14 protein-coding genes are annotated in these 19416 nt (G+C 43.9%); 5 read left to right on the top strand and 9 right to left on the bottom strand.

The window, feature by feature from the left end; all coding sequences use genetic code 11:
- Positions 1-3: 3 nt before the first annotated feature.
- The gene (locus tag AC1DRQ_RS01900) at positions 4-1089 is read right to left on the bottom strand and encodes a Gfo/Idh/MocA family protein (RefSeq protein ID WP_477421935.1); all 1086 of its coding nucleotides are present in this window, start codon (positions 1087-1089) and stop codon (positions 4-6) included.
- Positions 1090-1448: 359 nt separating this feature from the next.
- On the opposite strand from AC1DRQ_RS01900, the gene AC1DRQ_RS01895 reads away from it, so the two are divergent.
- From AC1DRQ_RS01895 to AC1DRQ_RS01885, 3 genes are all read left to right on the top strand, one after another.
- Positions 1449-3836, top strand: coding sequence for a glycoside hydrolase family 3 C-terminal domain-containing protein (locus AC1DRQ_RS01895; RefSeq protein ID WP_477421934.1), 2388 nt, complete (start codon positions 1449-1451; stop codon positions 3834-3836).
- Between the two features lie 463 nt (positions 3837-4299).
- Positions 4300-6639, top strand: coding sequence for a glycoside hydrolase family 3 protein (locus AC1DRQ_RS01890; protein WP_477421933.1), 2340 nt, complete (start codon positions 4300-4302; stop codon positions 6637-6639).
- A gap of 31 nt (positions 6640-6670) precedes the next feature.
- Complete coding sequence (locus AC1DRQ_RS01885) at positions 6671-8212, top strand: carboxylesterase/lipase family protein (RefSeq protein WP_477421932.1); 1542 nt, start codon at positions 6671-6673, stop codon at positions 8210-8212.
- Between the two features lie 21 nt (positions 8213-8233).
- Here AC1DRQ_RS01885 and prfH read toward each other — a convergent pair whose 3' ends face one another.
- The 5 genes from prfH to AC1DRQ_RS01860 all read right to left on the bottom strand — a co-directional run bounded on the left by prfH (position 8234) and on the right by AC1DRQ_RS01860 (position 12251).
- On the bottom strand, positions 8234-8848 hold the full coding sequence (gene prfH, locus AC1DRQ_RS01880) for a peptide chain release factor H (RefSeq protein ID WP_477421931.1): 615 nt from the start codon (positions 8846-8848) through the stop codon (positions 8234-8236).
- A gap of 4 nt (positions 8849-8852) precedes the next feature.
- The gene (locus AC1DRQ_RS01875) at positions 8853-10253 is read right to left on the bottom strand and encodes an RtcB family protein (protein WP_477421930.1); all 1401 of its coding nucleotides are present in this window, start codon (positions 10251-10253) and stop codon (positions 8853-8855) included.
- A 12-nt stretch (positions 10254-10265) separates the two neighbouring features.
- A complete protein-coding gene (locus tag AC1DRQ_RS01870; protein ID WP_477421929.1) occupies positions 10266-10994 on the bottom strand; it encodes a hypothetical protein in 729 nt (242 codons plus the stop codon).
- A 328-nt stretch (positions 10995-11322) separates the two neighbouring features.
- Positions 11323-11625: a winged helix-turn-helix domain-containing protein gene (locus AC1DRQ_RS01865; protein WP_477421928.1), complete on the bottom strand. Its 303-nt coding sequence runs from the start codon at positions 11623-11625 to the stop codon at positions 11323-11325.
- The gene (locus AC1DRQ_RS01860) at positions 11622-12251 is read right to left on the bottom strand and encodes a hypothetical protein (RefSeq protein ID WP_477421927.1); all 630 of its coding nucleotides are present in this window, start codon (positions 12249-12251) and stop codon (positions 11622-11624) included. The genes AC1DRQ_RS01865 and AC1DRQ_RS01860 overlap by 4 nt, the downstream gene beginning before the upstream one ends.
- A 492-nt stretch (positions 12252-12743) precedes the next feature.
- Between AC1DRQ_RS01860 and AC1DRQ_RS01855 the strand changes: the two genes are divergently transcribed.
- Positions 12744-13568, top strand: a complete 825-nt coding sequence (locus AC1DRQ_RS01855) for a thiol-disulfide oxidoreductase DCC family protein (protein ID WP_477421926.1) — start codon at positions 12744-12746, stop codon at positions 13566-13568.
- Complete coding sequence (locus AC1DRQ_RS01850) at positions 13568-14497, top strand: TIGR01777 family oxidoreductase (protein ID WP_477421925.1); 930 nt, start codon at positions 13568-13570, stop codon at positions 14495-14497. Before AC1DRQ_RS01855 ends, AC1DRQ_RS01850 begins: the two co-directional genes overlap by 1 nt.
- A gap of 539 nt (positions 14498-15036) precedes the next feature.
- Here the strand turns inward: AC1DRQ_RS01850 and AC1DRQ_RS01845 are convergent.
- The 3 genes from AC1DRQ_RS01845 to AC1DRQ_RS01835 form a co-directional block, all read right to left on the bottom strand.
- Positions 15037-15393 carry a hypothetical protein gene (locus tag AC1DRQ_RS01845; protein ID WP_477421924.1) on the bottom strand — a complete coding sequence of 119 codons (357 nt, stop codon included), beginning with the start codon at positions 15391-15393 and terminating at the stop codon, positions 15037-15039.
- Between the two features lie 87 nt (positions 15394-15480).
- A complete protein-coding gene (locus AC1DRQ_RS01840; protein WP_477421923.1) occupies positions 15481-16701 on the bottom strand; it encodes a DUF3999 family protein in 1221 nt (406 codons plus the stop codon).
- Positions 16694-19093: a DUF2339 domain-containing protein gene (locus AC1DRQ_RS01835; RefSeq protein WP_477421922.1), complete on the bottom strand. Its 2400-nt coding sequence runs from the start codon at positions 19091-19093 to the stop codon at positions 16694-16696. The genes AC1DRQ_RS01840 and AC1DRQ_RS01835 overlap by 8 nt, the downstream gene beginning before the upstream one ends.
- Positions 19094-19416: the final 323 nt, after the last annotated feature.

Raw genomic sequence — 19416 nt, 5'->3', positions numbered from 1 at the left:
CGTTTATTTATGATCCAACCAAAGGTCAATGGGTTTGGCCACCTTAGCCGAAAATGGTAACGTTATCTTTTTACCCGCGCCCGCCGAAGCGTAAGCCGCATATATGATCTCCAACACAGCCCTGCCATCTTCGCCGGTAACCAGCGGGGTTTCATCATTTCGCACACAGTCAATAAAGTGTTTCAGCTCATGCGGATAGCCCTGGTTAAAGGCTTCCTCAAAAATGGTAAAGCTCCAGCCCTTGCTGGTATCAGCTTTTTCCATAGCATAACCATATCCTTCGCGACTATAAGTAACTGCCGCGTTGCCCATGAACAGGTCGGCATAGATCACGCCCCCGGTACCGTATATTTCGCAGCGGTCGTCCATGCCGCCATGTTTGGCCCAGCTGTTTTCGGCCACGGCGGTAACGCCATTTTCAAATTCCACTATAATAACCGAGTTATCCTCGCCTTTTGTGCGATCTTTATGAAATACGGTGCTCATGGTAGCGTAAACATTGGCAACTTTTGCATTATTAAGCATCCACCTGAACCAGCCTAAAGCATGGCAGCCCATATCCATAATAACACCGCCGCCTGCCAGGTTAATATCATAAAACCAATCCGTATGCGGGCCCGAATGTTTCTCGCCCTGCTTCAGCATAAATACATCGCCAACCGCGCCATCTTTTACCAGCTGCCTTGCCCGCTCATATTTTGGGGCGAAGCATAGTTCTTCGGCATACATGAGTTTTACGTTGTGGGCTTTGCAAACGGCTATCATTTCATCAGCCTCTTCCAGCGTTACGGCCAGCGGTTTTTCGATAATAATATGTTTGCCGGCTTTGGCCGCTTTGATGGTGGCTTGGGCATGCAGGTAATTGGGCAGGCATATATCCACCACTTCGCAGCCCGATTCGGCTATCAGCTTATCTATATCATCAAACCATTGTGGTACCTGGTATTTTTCGGCAAAAGCCTTTGCCTTATCATAATTGCGGGCATATACGGCAACCACTTCGGCCTCGGGTATAAAGCGATGATATGATTCTATGTGGATGTCGGTAATAAAACCTGCTCCGAGTATAGCCACTTTAGTTCTGTTCATACAATATATTTTACGTAAGCAGCAACAATTAATTACTGCATGTTTATTAGGTATAATTTAAGCGTTGCAATAATTGGAGCAACGTTCTATTGGTTCAAGGGGTATTCAGAAATACTAATTCAAGATTAACGATTTAAATGTTAAATCAAAAAACTAATTGAAGTTTTAAAAAAGGATTTAGCATGGGCTACGGATAATATTTGAACAGTTGGCAGCCGGTAATTGTTTATTTGAGCCGTTTAACATTTGCAATTTCAAAAGATAATATATACTATTGTGTATTATTGACACAATGATTTTGTTTGCTGTTAATAAGCCAGTTATAACCAACAGGATTTTATACCCCTTTAAAATTTAACATGAGAATAAGCTACAAATTAAGTGTTGCTATTGTACTGACGTGGGCCGTCAGCGGTTTTCAATCAACCGTGCAAGCCCAAAACAAGCAACAAGCCCCGCAATTGCGTGCAAACAATGTTAAGCAGATCATAGCTGCTATGACATTAGAAGAAAAATCAAAATTGGTTGTTGGCATGGGCTTTAAAATGCCCGGTATGCCGCCGCCCGAAAAAGGTAAAAAGCCCGAAGCTATTGACATTGGTGGCTTTAAATTACCTCCATCTGATCCTGATGCTTATAATATTCCCGAAAAAGTTCCCGGAGCCGCGGGCCGTACACATGGCATTGCCCGTTTGGGTATCCCATCAATGACGGTATCTGACGGCCCTGCCGGATTAAGGATCGAACCGATCAGGAACGGCGATAAATCAAAAACATATTATGCCACAGCGTTCCCGGTGGCCACCTTGCTGGCTTCAACCTGGGATACCGAACTGGTAAACCGGGTAGGTGTAGCCTTTGGTAACGAGGTACGCGAATATGGCGTGGATATATTGTTAGCGCCGGGTTTAAATATTCACCGCAACCCGCTGGGCGGGCGTAATTTTGAATATTATTCGGAAGATCCGCTGGTTGCCGGTAGCATGACCGCCGCTATTGTGCGTGGTGTGGAATCAAACGGCGTGGGTACATCTATAAAACATTATGCCGCCAATAATCAGGAAACTAACCGTAATTCTATCAATACCATAGTAAGTGAAAGGGCCATGCGCGAGTTGTATTTACGTGGATTTGAGATCGCCGTAAAAAAATCACAACCATGGACAGTGATGTCATCCTATAACAAACTGAATGGAACTTTTACTTCGCAACGGCATGATCTTTTATCAACCATCCTGAAAAAAGAATGGGGCTTTAAAGGCTTTGTGATGACCGACTGGTTTGGTGGCGTTGATGCGGTAGCGCAAATGAAGGCCGGTAATGACCTCATTATGCCGGGCAGCCCAAGCCAATCTGAAGCTATTGTGGCCGCCGTTAAAAAAGGCACACTGAGCATAGCCCAGCTGAATGCCAATGTAGAGCGGATTTTGAACATCGTGGTTAAATCGCCATCATTCACTAAATATAAATATTCTGATAAGCCCGATTTGGCCGCTCATGCTAAAGTTGCCCGTGAGGCAGCGGCGCAAGGTATGATTTTGCTTAAAAACGATGAGCATGCTTTGCCGCTTGCCGCGGCTAAAAGAATCGCGGTATTTGGCAATACCTCCTATGATATTATTGCCGGTGGTACGGGAAGCGGTGATGTGAACAAGGCATACACCATATCGCTGATGCAAGGTTTGGGTAATGCAGGTTATAAATTACAGGAAAAACTGTCGAAAAGCTATGCCGATTACCTGGCCGATATGAAGCTAAAACAGCCCAAACCTAAAAACTTTTTTGACCACCCGGCCCCCATCCCCGAAATGGATGTAACCGCAATACTGGCCGATGAAGCCAATGGAGCCGACGCGGCCCTGATCACGATAGGGAGGAACGCCGGTGAGGGTGCCGACAGAAAACTGGATAACGATTACTACTTATCGGCAGCCGAAAAAGGATTGATCAAAAGTATTGCCGATGCCTTCCACGCCAAAGGTAAAAAGGTAATAGTGGTATTAAACATAGGCGGCGTAATTGAAGTAGCCAGCTGGCGCGATGGAGTAGATGGTATCCTGCTGGCCTGGCAGCCCGGTCTTGAAGCAGGCAACGCCATTGCCGATGTTTTGAGTGGCAAAGTAAATCCTTCGGGTAAACTGGCCACCACCTTCCCAATGGATTATAAGGATGTGCCATCGGCCAATAATTTCCCGGGAACACCAGCCGATAAACCAGAGCAGGTGATATACGAAGAAGGCATTTATGTGGGTTACCGTTATTACGATGCGGCAAAAGTTAAACCGGCTTATGAATTTGGTTATGGATTATCATACACCAATTTTAAATTCAGCAATCTGAAACTGAGCGCATCAAACTTTGTAAAAAGTATTACAGCAACCGTGACCGTTAAAAATACAGGCGATGTTGCCGGTAAAGAGGTAGTGCAATTATATCTGGGTGCCCCTAAAAAAGATCTGGATAAACCCGAAGATGAGTTAAAAGCCTTTGGCAAAACCCGCCTGCTTGCTCCCGGCGAATCGCAAACATTAAGTTTTGTGATCAAGGCAGCCGACCTGGCATCGTTCTATACGAACAGGGAAGCCTGGGTAGCTGATGAAGGCAAATACGAGGTTAAAGTAGGTTCCTCATCAAGAATGATAGCCGAAACAGCATCGTTTAAACTGGCAAAAGATATTACCGTTGAAAAGGTGAACAAAGCCCTTGTGCCTCAACAAGCAATCAAGGAATTAAAATTAAACAAATAAAATTCCCCTCTTGGGAGGGGTAATAGCCTATGAAAAGACAGACGACGAGAATTAAACGCAGTATCGACTCACCCCGACATCGCTGCGCTTGTCACCCCTCTCTACGCTCCGCGCAAAGAGGGGATTTCAACATTTTTTTCCTTTACCCTCTTTGCGGCGAAGCCGGAGAGAGGGTGGTCCAGCGAAGCGTAGACCGGGTGAGTCAACTGTGGACGGTGTTATTTCCCTTCAAAGTTTGATAGCTGCCTTTTCATGGGCTATTACTCTTGAGAGGGGGAGCGATGGGTAGTGTAATGGCAGGGGTGTGTTATTGAAATGATCAGGAACACACCCCTACACCCCTCTCAAGAGGGGAATCGCACAGGCCCTATGCTTTTTAGAATTTGTCTGCCTTGCAATTATTTAAATGTGTTGCAAAGGCATTTATAAATGATCAACTTTATACTAACCAATTATGAACCTTATGGCTAATCGACTTAAAGTTATAGCATTGCTGTCCCTGCTGCCTGCTACTGTAACTATGGCGCAAACTAAATGGACCGAAAAAAAATCGGGTGATATTGTTTTTGTGACAAATACAGGAGGGCAAAGCCTGGGCTATGCAAGCACATCGGGTGTAAAAATTTTAACCGTTGATGGCCTGGCTTTTAAAGACCTGAACAAAAATGGCAAGTTGGATAAATATGAAGACTGGCGCTTACCGGTTGATGTAAGGGCTAAGGACCTGGCATCACAAATGAGCGTGGAGCAAATTGCCGGTTTAATGCTGTACAGTAAGCACCAGCCCATCCCCGCTGCACCGGCTGGCCCGTTTGCAGGTACTTATAATGGTAAAAGGTTTGCCGAAAGCGGGGCAAACCCTTATGATCTTTCTGATCAGCAAAAGCAATTTTTGGCTAAGGATAATGTACRCCACGTATTGATCACATCGGTACAAAGCCCCGAGATAGCGGCGCAATGGAATAACAACGCGCAGGCTTTTGTAGAAGGCCTGGGTTTGGGGATCCCGAACAATAACAGCTCGGACCCTCGGCATGGCACCGTTGCCACCGCCGAATACAATGCCGGTGCTGGTGGCGCTATATCCATGTGGCCCGGTTCGCTGGGTTTTGCTGCTACTTTTGACCCTAAGGTAGTTGAAGGCTTTGGCCACATTGCAGCTTTGGAGTACCGGGCTTTGGGTATCGCCACCGCTTTATCGCCGCAGGTTGATATTGCTACAGAACCACGCTGGGCCCGTGTAAGCGGAACTTTTGGCGAAGATCCGCAGCTATCTGCCGATATGGCCCGTGGTTATATTGATGGTTTTCAAACTTCGCAGGGCGATAAGGAAATTACCGGCGGCTGGGGTTATGGCAGCGTGAACGCCATGGTAAAACACTGGCCGGGTGGTGGTGCAGGTGAAGGTGGCCGTGACGCGCATTATGGTTATGGCAAGTACGCGGTTTATCCGGGGAATAATTTTAAACAGCATTTAATTCCGTTTACAGAGGGTGCTTTTAAGCTGAATGGTAAAACAGGAATGGCTGCGTCGGTTATGCCTTATTACACCATATCCTTTAATCAGGATACCAAGAACAAGGAGAATGTGGCCAATAACTATAACGCCTATATCATTAATGATTTATTAAGAAAGAAATATAAATACGATGGCGTGGTATGTACCGATTGGCTGGTAACGGGTGATGAAACCGCGGTTGATCAGTTTTTGTCGGGCAAATCATGGGGAGTGGAAGCGCTTTCTATAGCGCAAAGGCATTATAAAGTATTGATGGCCGGGGTTGATCAGTTTGGCGGTAATAACGAGGTTGGTCCTGTGGTAGCAGCCTACCAGATTGGGGTTAAGGAACATGGCGAAGCCTTTATGCGGGCGCGGTTTGAGCAATCGGCAGTACGGTTGTTGCGGAATATTTTCAGGACCGGTTTATTTGAAAATCCTTACCTGGATGCAGCGGCGACAAAAGCGACAGTTGGTAGTCCGGAGTTTATGAACGCGGGATATCAGGCACAACTTAAATCTATCGTGATGTTGAAAAACAAGAAAAACATCTTACCGCTTGTCAAAAACAAAACCGTGTATGTGCCAAAGCAATTCACCCCTGCAGGCCGTAATTTCCTGGGGATGGAAACACCCGAAAAACTGGAATACCCGGTTAACATGGAAACGGTAAAAAAATATTTTAAGGTAACCGAAAATCCCGATGAGGCCGATTATGCTTTGGTATTCATCAACAGCCCCAACAGCGGCGGCGGGTACAACAGCCAGGATGCTAAAACCGGTGGAACGGGATATGTACCTATCAGTTTGCAATATGGGGCGTACACAGCCAATGATGCCCGTGCAACAAGTATAGCCGGCGGCGATCCGTTAGAAAAATTTACTAACCGTACTTATAAAGGTAAATCGGCAACGGCTATCAATGTAACCGACCTGGGTATGGTTACGGATACCTATGCCAAAATGAAAGGCAAACCGGTAATTGTTTCGGTTAATATGGCGAACCCTATGGTGTTCTCTGAATTGGAAAAGGATGCGGATGCCATATTGGTTGATTTTGGTGTACAGGGTCAGGCTACTTTAGATATCCTGACCGGCAACAGCGAGCCATCGGCTTTATTACCGCTGCAAATGCCCATCAATATGAAAACCGTGGAAGAGCAGTTTGAGGATGTACCGCATGATATGAAATGTTATGTAGATGAGCAAGGCAATACTTACGATTTTGGTTTCGGGCTTAACTGGAAAGGGGTGATCAATGACGCACGTACCGCTAAATATAAAAAGGGGAGTGTAAAACCATAAATTAGCCTATTGTAAACCTCGAAATTTAAAAATGAGAAACTGTTTGTTATTATCTGTAATGTTGCTGTACTGCACTTTGGTCTGTGCTCAAAAAAATGATCTGACTGTAGTTAAAACCGATGCAGGGCTCGTTTCGGGCAGTACCAATATTACAGGCGATGTACATATATTTAAGGGGATTCCTTTTGCCGCGCCACCGATTGGCGATCTGCGGTGGAAGGAGCCTCAACCGGTAAAATCCTGGGAGGGGGTAAAACAGTGTACTACTTTTTCGGCCAGCCCTGTGCAGGGTAAACCCGATGAGTTTGGTGTTTATACCCGCGAGTTTTTAATCCCATATGACCCCATCAGCGAGGATTGCCTGTACCTGAATGTTTGGACAGGTGCCAAGTCATCCACAGAAAAACAACCTGTATTGGTTTATATATATGGCGGCGGATTTGGGAGTGGGGGCGCGGCTGTGCCTATATATGATGGCGAAGCCACTGCTAAAAAAGGAGTTATATTCGTGGTGATCAATTACCGGGTAGGCATATTCGGTTTCTTCGCGCACCCCGAGCTAACCAAAGAATCGGGTCATAATGCTTCGGGTAATTATGGGTTGATGGATCAGCTGGCGGCCTTAAAATGGGTAAAGCAAAATATTGCTGCCTTTGGCGGCGACCCTGATAACGTGACCATCGCGGGGCAATCGGCAGGTTCTATGAGTGTGAATTGCCTGGTAGCTTCGCCGCTTGGGAAAGGGCTGTTTCAAAAAGCCATTGCCGAAAGCGGGGCAAGTTTTATTACCGGCCAATACGGTGGTACAACATTGCAGCAGGCCGAGCAGGAAGGAGAAAGGGAAGTCAAAGTTTTAGGGACAAATTCTATTGCCGAATTAAGGAACAAGCCGGCATCAGAGCTGGTTAATAAATCGCACAGCCGGCCTATTATTGATGGTTATGTATTGCCCAAATCTATAGCACAAATTTTTGATGAAGGAAAAGAGAATGATGTGCCTTTACTTACCGGCTGGAACGAGGACGATGCTTTTGTGGGCAAACTTAAAAACGCAGCAGATTACAAACAGCAAATACTTGCACAATACGGAATTAAAGCCAACACGTTCCTACAACTTTATCCGGCCAATACTGATGCCGAGGCGGCAACATCGCAGATCAGGATAAACCGCGACCAGATATTTGGTGTGCAAAACTATACATGGGCCAATATCCAAAGTGAAAAAGAGCACTCCAAGGTTTACGTTTACCGCTTTACCCGTCGCTTGCCGGCCACAGCCGATTTTGTAAAGTACGGGGCATTCCATACCGGTGAGGTAGCCTATGCTTATGATAACCTGAAATTTCTGAACCGCCCCTGGCAACCGGTTGATCATGAGCTGGCCACAACAATATCTACCTACTGGACAAATTTTGCCAAAACCGGTAACCCCAATAGCAAAGGCCTACCCACATGGCCCGCCTATGATACTCATGATAACCAGATCATGATATTGGGCGAAAAACCAATGGCAAAGCCCCTGCCTGATAAGGCCGCTTTAGATTTTATGTTTGGTGAAATGAGCAGGAAGTAGATTGCATCAAACTTATGTGGGTCATAATTCCTGCCTGATCACTTTTACAGCGCCACCACGGGCTAAAGAATGATGCGCTATCCACTGCTTTTCATGCTGGGCAATTAGTTTTTCGGTTTGTTGAGCTATCAATTTTTCTTCGAGACGGATTAAACAAAGTTTTTTATTTTGTAACTGTGAGCGGCTATCCATAGCCATTACCTGTATACCGGTAGGGGTATGGGTGCCACGCACAGCAGTTTCAACTTTATTTACATTTTGTCCGCCAGGTCCTGACGAGCGCAATGTTTCAAACCTCACATCTTTAGCATCAAAGTATATTTGTTCGGCTATACCAAAAACCCCAATCCCAACAAACCAGTTTTTACGTTTGTGAAATTTGCGGAAAGGGCTTTGCGCTATCCATTGTACAGTACCATTCCATTCTTTAATAAATGCATCTAAATTATGGCCCTGTGCCAATAAAGTAGCCGATAGTAGCGCTCCGTTTGTACCTGCTTTTTTATTTTCAATTATTGATAGTTCAATGCTGGCAAAGTGAGCCTGTTTCATTATCATTTCCTGTACTTTTGTTACTACTCTGCAACACTCCATTGGACCCTTGCCCGCGGTTATTTGTATAATTACCTTTTTCATTTTGTTAATCTTTATTCATACGTACAATACGGGGTAAAAACAGGCCCTGTATTTCTACCAGATCCTGTTGTGCTTTCATCACTGTTTCAATATTCTTATAAGCGGCCGGACTTTCTTCCAAACTGCCACCAATCAGGTTTACGCCGGCTTCGGTCAGTACCTTTTTCAGAGCCGAGTTTGTGGTGCTTTCCTTTGCCTGTTGCCGGCTCATGGCCCGGCCTGCACCATGTGAAGCAGAATATAGCGCATCTGCGTTACTCTTACCCATAACAAGGTAGGCGGGAGTGGCCATACTGCCTGGTATTATACCCAATTCGCCGTTGTGTGCTGGTGTAGCTCCTTTGCGGTGGATGATCGCTTCAGTGCCATCAGCAAGTTTATCTTTCCAGGCAAAGTTGTGATGATTCTCCACTTTGTATAACGGCTTTAATCCTAATGCCTTCAGTAAATTCATATGGATGCGGTCATGACAGGCCCGGGCATAATCGCCGGCAAGGTTCATGCTTAACCAGTATTCCTGCCCTGCTTCGCTATCCAGGTTAAGCCAGGCCAGTGGTTGCGCTTCGCGCGGAAGCTTGCAGGTGTTCATAGCTATTTGTGTGTAATGCCGCGCAATGTTAGCACCTAAACCCCGGCTGCCCGAATGAGATAGTAGCGCCACATACTCTTTAGCGGGTAGTCCTAATGTATTGTTATCTGCCAGTTCAATAGTTCCAAACTCTACAAAGTGATTGCCGCTGCCCGACGAACCTAATTGTTTTACCGCTTTACCATGCAGTTTTTTTAATAGCGCAGTTTCATAGAATTGAGGCTTGTCAAGAACTTCATGATACTGGGGTATGGATAAGCCGCCTTCCATGCCAAAATGAGTGCAGGTGTTTAAGGTCTGTTTTATTTGATGCTCATATCGCTTAATGAATTTCGCATCAGCATCAATAATAGTTAAAGCCATACGGCAACCAATATCCATTCCCACACCATAGGGCATAACTGCATTACGGGTAGCTAAAACACCACCTATTGGCAGGCCATAACCACTATGTGCATCTGGCATTAAAGCCCCCTGTATACTGATAGGTAATGACAAGGCCAGTTCCATTTGTTTTATTGCAGAGGTTTCAATTCCATCCCCACCATAAATTTTACAAGGAGCAGCTTTACCCATCAATTCAAATGAATTAATGACGGGCCGAACTGGGTTTTTTATAAATGACTCAGCAATTTTTTTGGTGGCCGAATCATTTATATATGCATCAGGATTATTCCCGATGTCGGTTAATAATGTTATGATCTCATTTTTACTTTGATGTTTAAAATGTTTAGCAATGGTGTTGATGGCAAGGCTTTTCAGCCTGTCGTCGGTATAGCCTATCTGCTGTAGTTCTTTTATTTTTATATTGCCCATAACGGTGCTGTTTTAATATTCCAGGTATGCCTCTTTTGAGGTATACCTGGGTTTGTTTTTTAATTTGTTAATGTACTGGGGCTTGTCGAAATAAACATCTCCCCAATATTTGTATGCGTTTCCGTGCAGTTTAAATATTCTTGGCTGCCAATTATTCCAGTTGATATGCTTATCAACTTCACTTATTGCTTGCTCCAGTAGTTCATCTACTCTGTTTACAGCAAAAACAATATGAGGCTGTATGGTTAATACAAATCTCCATGCCTCGGTGCAGGAGTAAATCGCTTCCCACTTTCTGTACTGGTTATTCCAGATCTCTTTACGGTAAAAGCACTGTTTTTCCGCCTCGCTCAGGTTAAATCTTCTGCCATGAAATTCATCATAGGATAATTCTCTTAATTTTTGCTTTTCGGCATCGTAATAATGATATACCCCTTTGCGGATCTTTCTCTTTTTGAATGATCGGTCATAGTGATATTGAACTTTGTTGATCTTATTTAATAATGTCTGATAAAATTCAGCTTTGTCGCTTCGCTTAATATCATCCCGCAAAACAAAAAGACGTTTCCATCCTCTTTGATATGGTTTTTCTAAGATTATAGGGGGCAAACTCCTTATCTGATCGGTCAACGAGTGACGCAACTTATCCAGCCTTATCAACTGCTTATCGAAGTCTTTTTTTACGAGCCGCTTCTTTCTCCGGGCCGACTTTATCCTGTACGGCCAATCATATATGTCCATCGGACTTTATGCATTAAATTTTTTTAATCTGTTAGGATCGTGAAAAATTCATCCATCGTATGGATATACCCTTTGTGGAAAGCTCAAAGCATGGCCTGTAACGCAAAATTTATGGCGAACAAAATTGATATGCCGATGAAAATATCGTCAGTAAATCAAGTCCAAATAAATTAAAATAGAAATGGCGTCCGCCTGTATCAGGCAGCGAGCTAAAGGGATGTGTTGGAGTTACTTTCTGTCATGATTCCCTGGTATTAAAGTGTTAATAGTAAGGAACTGGCGCAAAGATGGGAAATAATTTTAAAATGGCAAGGATATATTTCGCCAGCTATTTTTTCTGCTGTTTAATTAGATTTTCCAGCGCCTGCAGGTGCAGTTTAAAGGCGGCCCGGCCTTTTTCGGTTACGGAGTAACGGGTATTGGGTTTGCGGCCGATAAAGCTTTTTTGTACCTGCATATATTCCTCTTTTTCGAGTGCTTTTAAATGCGATGCCAGGTTACCATCTGTCAAATCGAGCAATTCTTTAAGCGAATTAAAGTCGTAGCTTTCATTGGCAACCAGTACGCTCATGATCTGCAGGCGTATGCGGTTTTCAAATGCTTTATCAAACTGGTCTAAAGAAATTTTCACGAATCGTATTTAAAGTGCATCACGGTACCATAAATAATGTGCAGCAGCCCAAAACCCACCGACCAAAAAATTAGTCCGTAGCCTGGTACCAATGCGGCCAACAAACCTAATAAAATCTCCATAATACCCAAGCCCTTTACATCAGAATAGGTATAATGACTGGCGGCTATCAGCGAAAGTCCATAAAATATAAGCGTTGATGGTGCCACAATACCGTAGTGACCGTGAAATATCAGGATAAATGTAAACAAACCCCCGCTTACCAGGGGTATGGCCATATTAACCACCAGTCTTTTACTAATGGTTCCCCAAAAAGGCTGTCCGTTTTTTTTAGCCTTTTTAAAGGATAACCAGATGGCAGTGCCAATGGAAAGAAAAAGCACGGCAGATGCTACCACAAATAGTTCGGCTATAAGCGTTGTGTCGTTACGGTTAACGAGGCCCCCGTTTGCCTGTTGCAAAAGCTGGTAGCCTATCCCCGCGCCAATAAGCGCGTAAATGCCCGCCAGGATACCCGAAAGCCCGCTAAGCGAAATGAACTTGGCCGAACGCTCCATCAGATCGCGGATAGAGCTGATCTCGGCGTGAATGTCTTTTTCTTTCATCGAAAGTACTTTGTTTACCAAAGTTATTAAGATAGTTGGTAATTGCAAGGGGAAGATAATAAAAAACGCGTCATTGCGAGGTACGAAGCAATCTCTATGCTGTACAGAGCGGTTGCCCAAATGATAAACTTTGAATATTTAACCAGCCTATGTAGAGATTGCTTCGTACCTCGCAATGACGCTGCTTTTTAAGACCTTCTTTCCGTCGCAGGCGATGACAGGATGAGTCAATCTGCGGAAGAAAAACGCGTCAATGCAAGAAGTCCCCTCTAAGCAGCGAAGCTATCATGAACGCAAAAAATAAATATAATAATGTAAGTAAACTCCCTAAAGGGGAGACTTTTAAAAAGCATTTTAAAGCCCTCTCCTTTGGAGAGGGTTGGGTGAGGCTTCTGCAAGCATCTTAAAATCTAATTAAAGTTTTAATAAAAATTATATTTTCAGTATTTATTGAAAATATAATATAAACTGTATATTTGTACTGTGCAATCACAAAACACAAATCAAAATACAATGAAAACGTTAAAAGATCATGTGGTGCTTTTCGATGCGGAATGTCCTATGTGCAGTGTGTACACCAAAGCCTTTGTTAAAACCGGGATGCTGGATACCGATGGACGTTCAGCTTATCAGGATGTTGCTGAAAATACCTGCCCGGTATATGACCGCCAGCGGGCCGTTAATGAAATTGCCCTGATAAATCTTAAAAGCGGCGAGGTAACCTACGGAATAAAAAGTTTGTTTAAAATAATAGGTAATGCATTCCCACTATTTACACCACTGTTTGCATTTAAACCATTTATATGGCTCATGAGCAAAGTTTACGCCTTTATATCATACAACAGGCGGGTTATTATTCCGCCATCAAAAGGGGAGGTCAATTTTACTTATCAGCCCACATTTAAAAGACATTACCGGATAGCGTACCTGCTGTTCACCTGGTTTTTTACAGGGTTTATACTAACCGCTTATGCCCATTTGCTTACCGGGGTGATACCATTGGGCAATGCCTATCGCGAATACATGATATGCGGCGGACAGATCATTTTTCAGGGAGCAGTGATGAGCTTTTGGGAACGCCGCCAAACCTGGACCTACCTGGGCAATATGATGACCATTTCTTTCGCGGGCAGCTTGTTGCTTTTAATTCCGCTGGCAATAAACCATTGGTTTAAATTAGGGTCTGAGGTATATGCTTTGTGTTTTATGGCTGTTGCCGGGTTAATGTTCCTGGAGCATATCCGCCGTACTCAACTGTTAAACCTGGGTTGGGTACCTACTATTACATGGGTTGCGTATCGTATTATTTTATTGGCATTGATCTTAAACCTGAACTAATGAAAACCTATAAAAAAATTGTACTTGCCGGCGGCAATGGCTACCTGGGCACTATACTGGCAAAATATTATAAAGACATAGCCGATGAGGTCATCATCCTGGCCCGCAAACAAGCAAAACCTGTTGATAATATACGAACTGTAGTTTGGGATGGTAAAACCGAAAACGGCTGGACGGTACAGCTCGCAGGTGCCGATATGCTGATAAACCTGTGCGGTAAAAATGTAAACTGCCGCTATACAGAAAAAAACAAGTCCGAAATTATTACCTCACGCGTTTTGCCTACCGAGCTGCTGGGCCATGTGATCCATAAAATGACCAACCCGCCAAAACTTTGGATCAATGTAACCTCTGCCACGATATACCGCCATGCCGAAGACCATCCGCAGGATGAGGAGACCGGCGAAATTGGCTATGGTTTTTCAATAGATGTATGCAATATATGGGAAACCGTTTTTCTGAACTGCGAAACACCGCATACCCGTAAAGTTGCCCTGCGCATGGGTATAGTACTTGGCCGCAGCGACAGTGTTTTTCCGCGCCTGCTTAACCTGGTGCGACTGGGCATGGGTGGCAAACAAGGTACCGGACAACAATATATGGCCTGGGTGCATGAGCACGATGTGGCCCGCAGTACCCAATGGCTGCTTGATCACCCGGATATGGAGGGCATATTTAATTGCACTGCGCCCATGGGTGTGAAAAATATCGACATGATGGATACCATACGTAAAAGTTATGGTATGCCGTTTGGATTGTCTGCACCGGAGTGGTTGCTTGATATCGGTGCCGTGGTTATTGGTACCGAACCTGAACTGATATTAAAAAGTCGCTGGGTAAAACCCAAACGATTATTGGATTCTGGCTTTGTGTTTCAGTATGAAAATGCCGAACACGCGGTGCATGATATATTGAGTATTAAGGGGTAAATGTCAAGTCCTCAAATTTGTTCGGAAGAATAGAAAAGAAAACGGAGGGAATGTGCGATTCCTTCCTTAGGGAAGGGGAGGTAGGGGTTTTGTAAACACTTGCGAGTCCGGATCGCACGTAGAAACCCCTCCCTGCCATCGCCCTCTACCTACCGCACCCCTCCCAGGGGAGGGAATGTTTATATGAAACGTTATGTACTAACTGCCGCAAGTGGCACGCGTGCGCCAGCGAAGGCAATCCCTTTTTACCTTTCGATTACAAAGGCCTTACTCGCAATTGTCTGCCCCGCCAGTTCAAGCGTCCTTCGCTTGAACTTATATCAAATGTAAGCGTCCACGCTTACGCAAAGAGTTATTAAAAAAGGTAAGCGTGGACGCTTACTTCAGCAATTATTCAAGCGTGGACGCTTGAATAGGCGGAGCAATCCCCGATTTACAGAGTGGCTCTGTATAGCATAGAGATTGCTTCGTGCCTCGCAAGGACGCGCGGGGATAAACAATCGGGACACGTGCGACACGCGTTGCGCCAGCTTTGGAAGTTATTTAGTAATTGAATAGGAGAGACAATATATCCGCAATAAGCTATTTGTAGAGTTAGTACTTAACTCGACTTTACACAATTCATTCAAATTCACCCCTATCTTGCTCCATTTCTCCTTTACTGCAACAACATCCTCTCCTATATATGAAATGTTCAAATATCTTATGGTTTCTTCTGCAACAATCCCAAAGTTAAGGTGTAATTCCGCATGATACACATCCTTAAGCAATAGAGTTACTGTGTCATATAGAATCTTAAAGTCTAATAAAATCGAATCGTTTTCGCCCGGATTTGCCCGGTCTATTTCAACTCGTGTTAAAATCTGATCATGCCATTCTATATCTTCTATCTTCATTTTATTTATTGTTTAAATCCAGGACCCCACTATCCGATTCTCTGACTTCGAACTACTATGCCTATAGCATTCAGACTACCTAAAGCGTTATTCATTTTCCTTATCCGCTTTTTTACCAACCTCTTTGGTCATTTTTAAAGTCAAAAAAAGCAACAACCCAAGGGCAACTATTATAGCGATCCAGATAAACACAGTATAATCACGGCCTGCCTTTTTCTGTTTGGTTTGGTAAGCGGTGTTTTTTTGAACTGCCTCATGACTTATCTGCGGGATATCATCGCGAATGCTATCTGCAAAAAATTTGAGATCATATTCGGGTGCTTGTACCGACGCATCGCCTGCAAGGAGCTTGTAGGTTTGTTTACCATCCAGATAGCTGATCAATGATTCGTCGGACTGATACGCTTCGATACCCTTGATGGCTAAAGGCAAATTATCACCATTGCTTATTTGCAGTAACAGTTGGCCGGCCTTGGCAGCTATGAGCAGGTCAGTAGGTTTTGCGGAATTTAATTCGGCCTCGCCAAGCAATTGTTTGTCGCGCCCGATGATCTGGTAAACCATCACATCACGCTTAAAATATTTAGGCGCTATGATATTTATATGCAACTTGTTTACCTGGTAGCTGTCATTCAGTTTAATGGTGACGTAGGTGGTTTTATTACTGTCGGTCCGACTTATTTGCGCGGGTGCAATCGGCATATAGGCGAGCGAGGCTGCATATTCGGTATATACCCCGGCCTGCAAAAACTTTATGGGTGCTTTATTTTTATCGTTCACCAAAATTTTAAGGTAGCGGTAATTGCTGGTTGGGAAGGCTAATGATTGCATATAAGTGCCCTCGCTGTTTACCACGGCCTCCTGCAACGGAACATCTTCCTGTATGGCAAACCATTGTTTCAGGTCATCGCTGCCAACTAAATTTACCTTGCGCTGTACGGCGGTATTTTGCAGTTTTATCCACAGGCGGTCCAGAGCCAGACCGGTTTTATTTTCAACAATAAAAGTGGTTCCGGTATCGGTGCTTAACCGGGCATCAACCTGGTTAAAAACAACAAAGCTTTTCTGATTTTTTTGAGGCAGGCTTCCCGCTTGTATATAAGGTATGAAATTCCCTTTAGCATCAATGACCCTAATGTCTGACAGATCGGCCTTGGCTTTTGCCACTAAAGCAGGCTGCAGGCTAATGCGATAAAATCCGGTACTATTGATCTTTTGCAGGGCTGCCTGGTATTTAAAGTTTTTTTGTGCCGATGCAGATAGCATCAACCCACAAAATAATAGGGTAAGGCAAGCTATTTTATTCATCCTTGGCTTTAGTCTTGTCATCAACAATAATTTTTTTAACCTTTTGATACATGAACGATATTATAAGTAGCAGGATCCCCAGGCAAAAGAACGCTGCGATCTTTCCCGCCACAGGTATATTAACAATATCGAACAAAAATAATTTAAGCAGCGTTAACGAAAACAGGCTTAATGATACAATACGCATCACCCGGAGCTTATAACGCATCCCCAGCCACATGAGCGCGAAGGATAACAGGCCCCATAATATGGGCAGTCCGGTTTTAACATAAACTGTTTCTATCCTGTCGATAGAATGTATTTTGCTATAGAACAGCAGATTGCTTAATAAGCTTATTTCTAAACTTAAAAACAATACTATAGCCGCGCTGATGAGCCAGGTGAACATGATCTTCATCCCTTCATCCAACGTTTTTTGGCACAGGCGGGTAATACGGTAAAACAACAGTCCGATAAAAATTGCCCCTATCCAGTGCGCGGTGAAATGACTGGTTGAAAGTTTTTGCTGCATGAGCATAATCCGTTGCAGATCGAAGAAAGTGGGGGTTAACGCCAGGTAAACCGTAACGCAAACCATCAAAATGCCCAGCCTTATTTTTTCATTGAAATTAAGGGCCGGTACTTTTAACGAAACCAGGTAATACAGATAAACAAATGCCGGGGTGTACAGCATCATGTACAATATATTTAGGGAGGTATTGGGGTAGTGATTTAAAAATTGGTGATTGATCTCCAGCAAGCCGCTTAAAAACAGGAGCGCGAGTGCTGCAATACTGAAAATCCGCTTATCTACAGCTATACCGCGTAAATGGGGATCTGCTTCCTTGCTCACCAAAACTGATAGCAAGTATGAACTTATAGCAGCTACCAACGTGGTAATAAAACCCTTATTGGCTATGATGGTAAGGCTTGTTTCGTGGTAGGTATATATCTGGTACCAGTCCATAAACAGGCTGAGCAGCATGGCCATCCATAGTATTAACGAAGTAAGTTTCATTAACTGGATAGATGATTTTTGGTACAGCCAATACAATAGCACTGTTTCTGACGCCCAAAAAATAGTGATGCTGTTACCATGCAATTGAATAGGCGCGGCCAGCGAAATAAATGTAAGCGTAATACCGATGAGCAGGTACAATATATTGGTATCAACCTTACGGTTGCGGAACAAAATGAAGGATAACACCAGGTTTACAACAGCCAAACTCACGCAAAACAAACCCCTGAACTGCTCTTCCTTCATCACGGTAAGCAGGTATAAGCCGGCGGCAAAATAAAGCGCTGTGTTGCTGAGCAATATGGTAAAGTCAGAGGCGACGAATTTTTTGTTCTCCTTAACATTGTTTGCCACATTGATAATAAAATACAGCACATAAAAAATGCTGGCATAAACAAAACCAATATGGTAGGTAGGCGCGGTAAGTGTATATAAAACCGATGCGAAAACAATTACCGTAAAGCCAAAGGATACCATATTAAGTATGCGCCAGGCTTTAAAATAAGCGATGATGAGCAGGCCGGTATTGAGTATAAGCAGGTATATAAATAAAGCATCATAATTAGCGGTACCGGTGCTTACCATAAACGGGCTTGCAAAACCACCAACCAGCGCAATCACGGCCAGTTCCTGCTTGTCATATAACAGCGAAAGCACCACCGCGAAAATGGTGATCACGATAAGGATAATGAACGATGCGGTTTGATTAAACAGGTGAAACTGGTGAAAAGCCAGTGTAATGGTAAAATAAAATACAGCTAAACCACCGCCAACCAGTACCGAACTAAAGGCCTTATAACTGTTGCGTAACCGGTGGGCTATGGCTATTAAAATACCTCCGCAGGCTATGCCTATGCCAACGCGGCCTATTGGGCCAACCCAATCGTTATCAATAGCGAATTTTACAAAGTAACCAATGGCTAAAACCAATATGGCTATACCTATTTTATTGATGAGGTTTTCGCCGATGAATTTCTCCAGATCAGGGTGGCGCTCAAAGAAGGATGGTTGAGGTTCTTTTGGTTTGGGTGGATACAGATCCGATGTTTTAACCGGTCGCCTGATGCCGGATAAGCTATCGCTAATAACTTCACGTTGTTTTTCAACCTGAACAGGTTCAGGCTCGGGTTTTATTTCGACGGGAGCAGGCGGCCTTGGCACGCTAACGGGTTCTTTCGGCGGTTTTACCGGCGGGATTTCGCTAATGGCAGGTTGAGGTGTATCCGTTTTTTTAACCGGTTCTTCACCTGGTCGGGATACCCGTAAATGGTCAATTACCCGCTTTAGCTCCAGTATTTTTAGTTCCAGATCGGCAATTTTATGGTTAATACTGGTCTTATTGTTCATGATCAAAACAATAATTACCAGCAACATAATAATGGTAAAAAATTCCATAACCTTAGGTTTAGCAAAACCTAAAGATAGATGATTTATGAAATAATATGCATTTGTAGATAAATAAGGGATGTAAAAGCCTCATCCCAACCCTTCTCCAAAGGAGAAGGGCTTAAAAATGATAATTATTCATTTGGCAAGTCAAAGTCCTCTCCTTTGGAGAGGATTATTACATGAGGGCTTCGCCGTTTAGGTGAGGCTAAACAGCTCGCAAGACTTGCGCAAGTGAATTTGGCTAAAGCCTTTCCTTTTTTTGTTTTTATCCGTCCCATAAATGGGACGGCAATGAATAGTCTGCTTTTTATGAAGTTTTTCATTGCCGT

Source organism: Mucilaginibacter sp. P4_E8, assembly GCF_056401495.1.
This window is presented reverse-complemented; position numbering and strand designations above follow the sequence as displayed.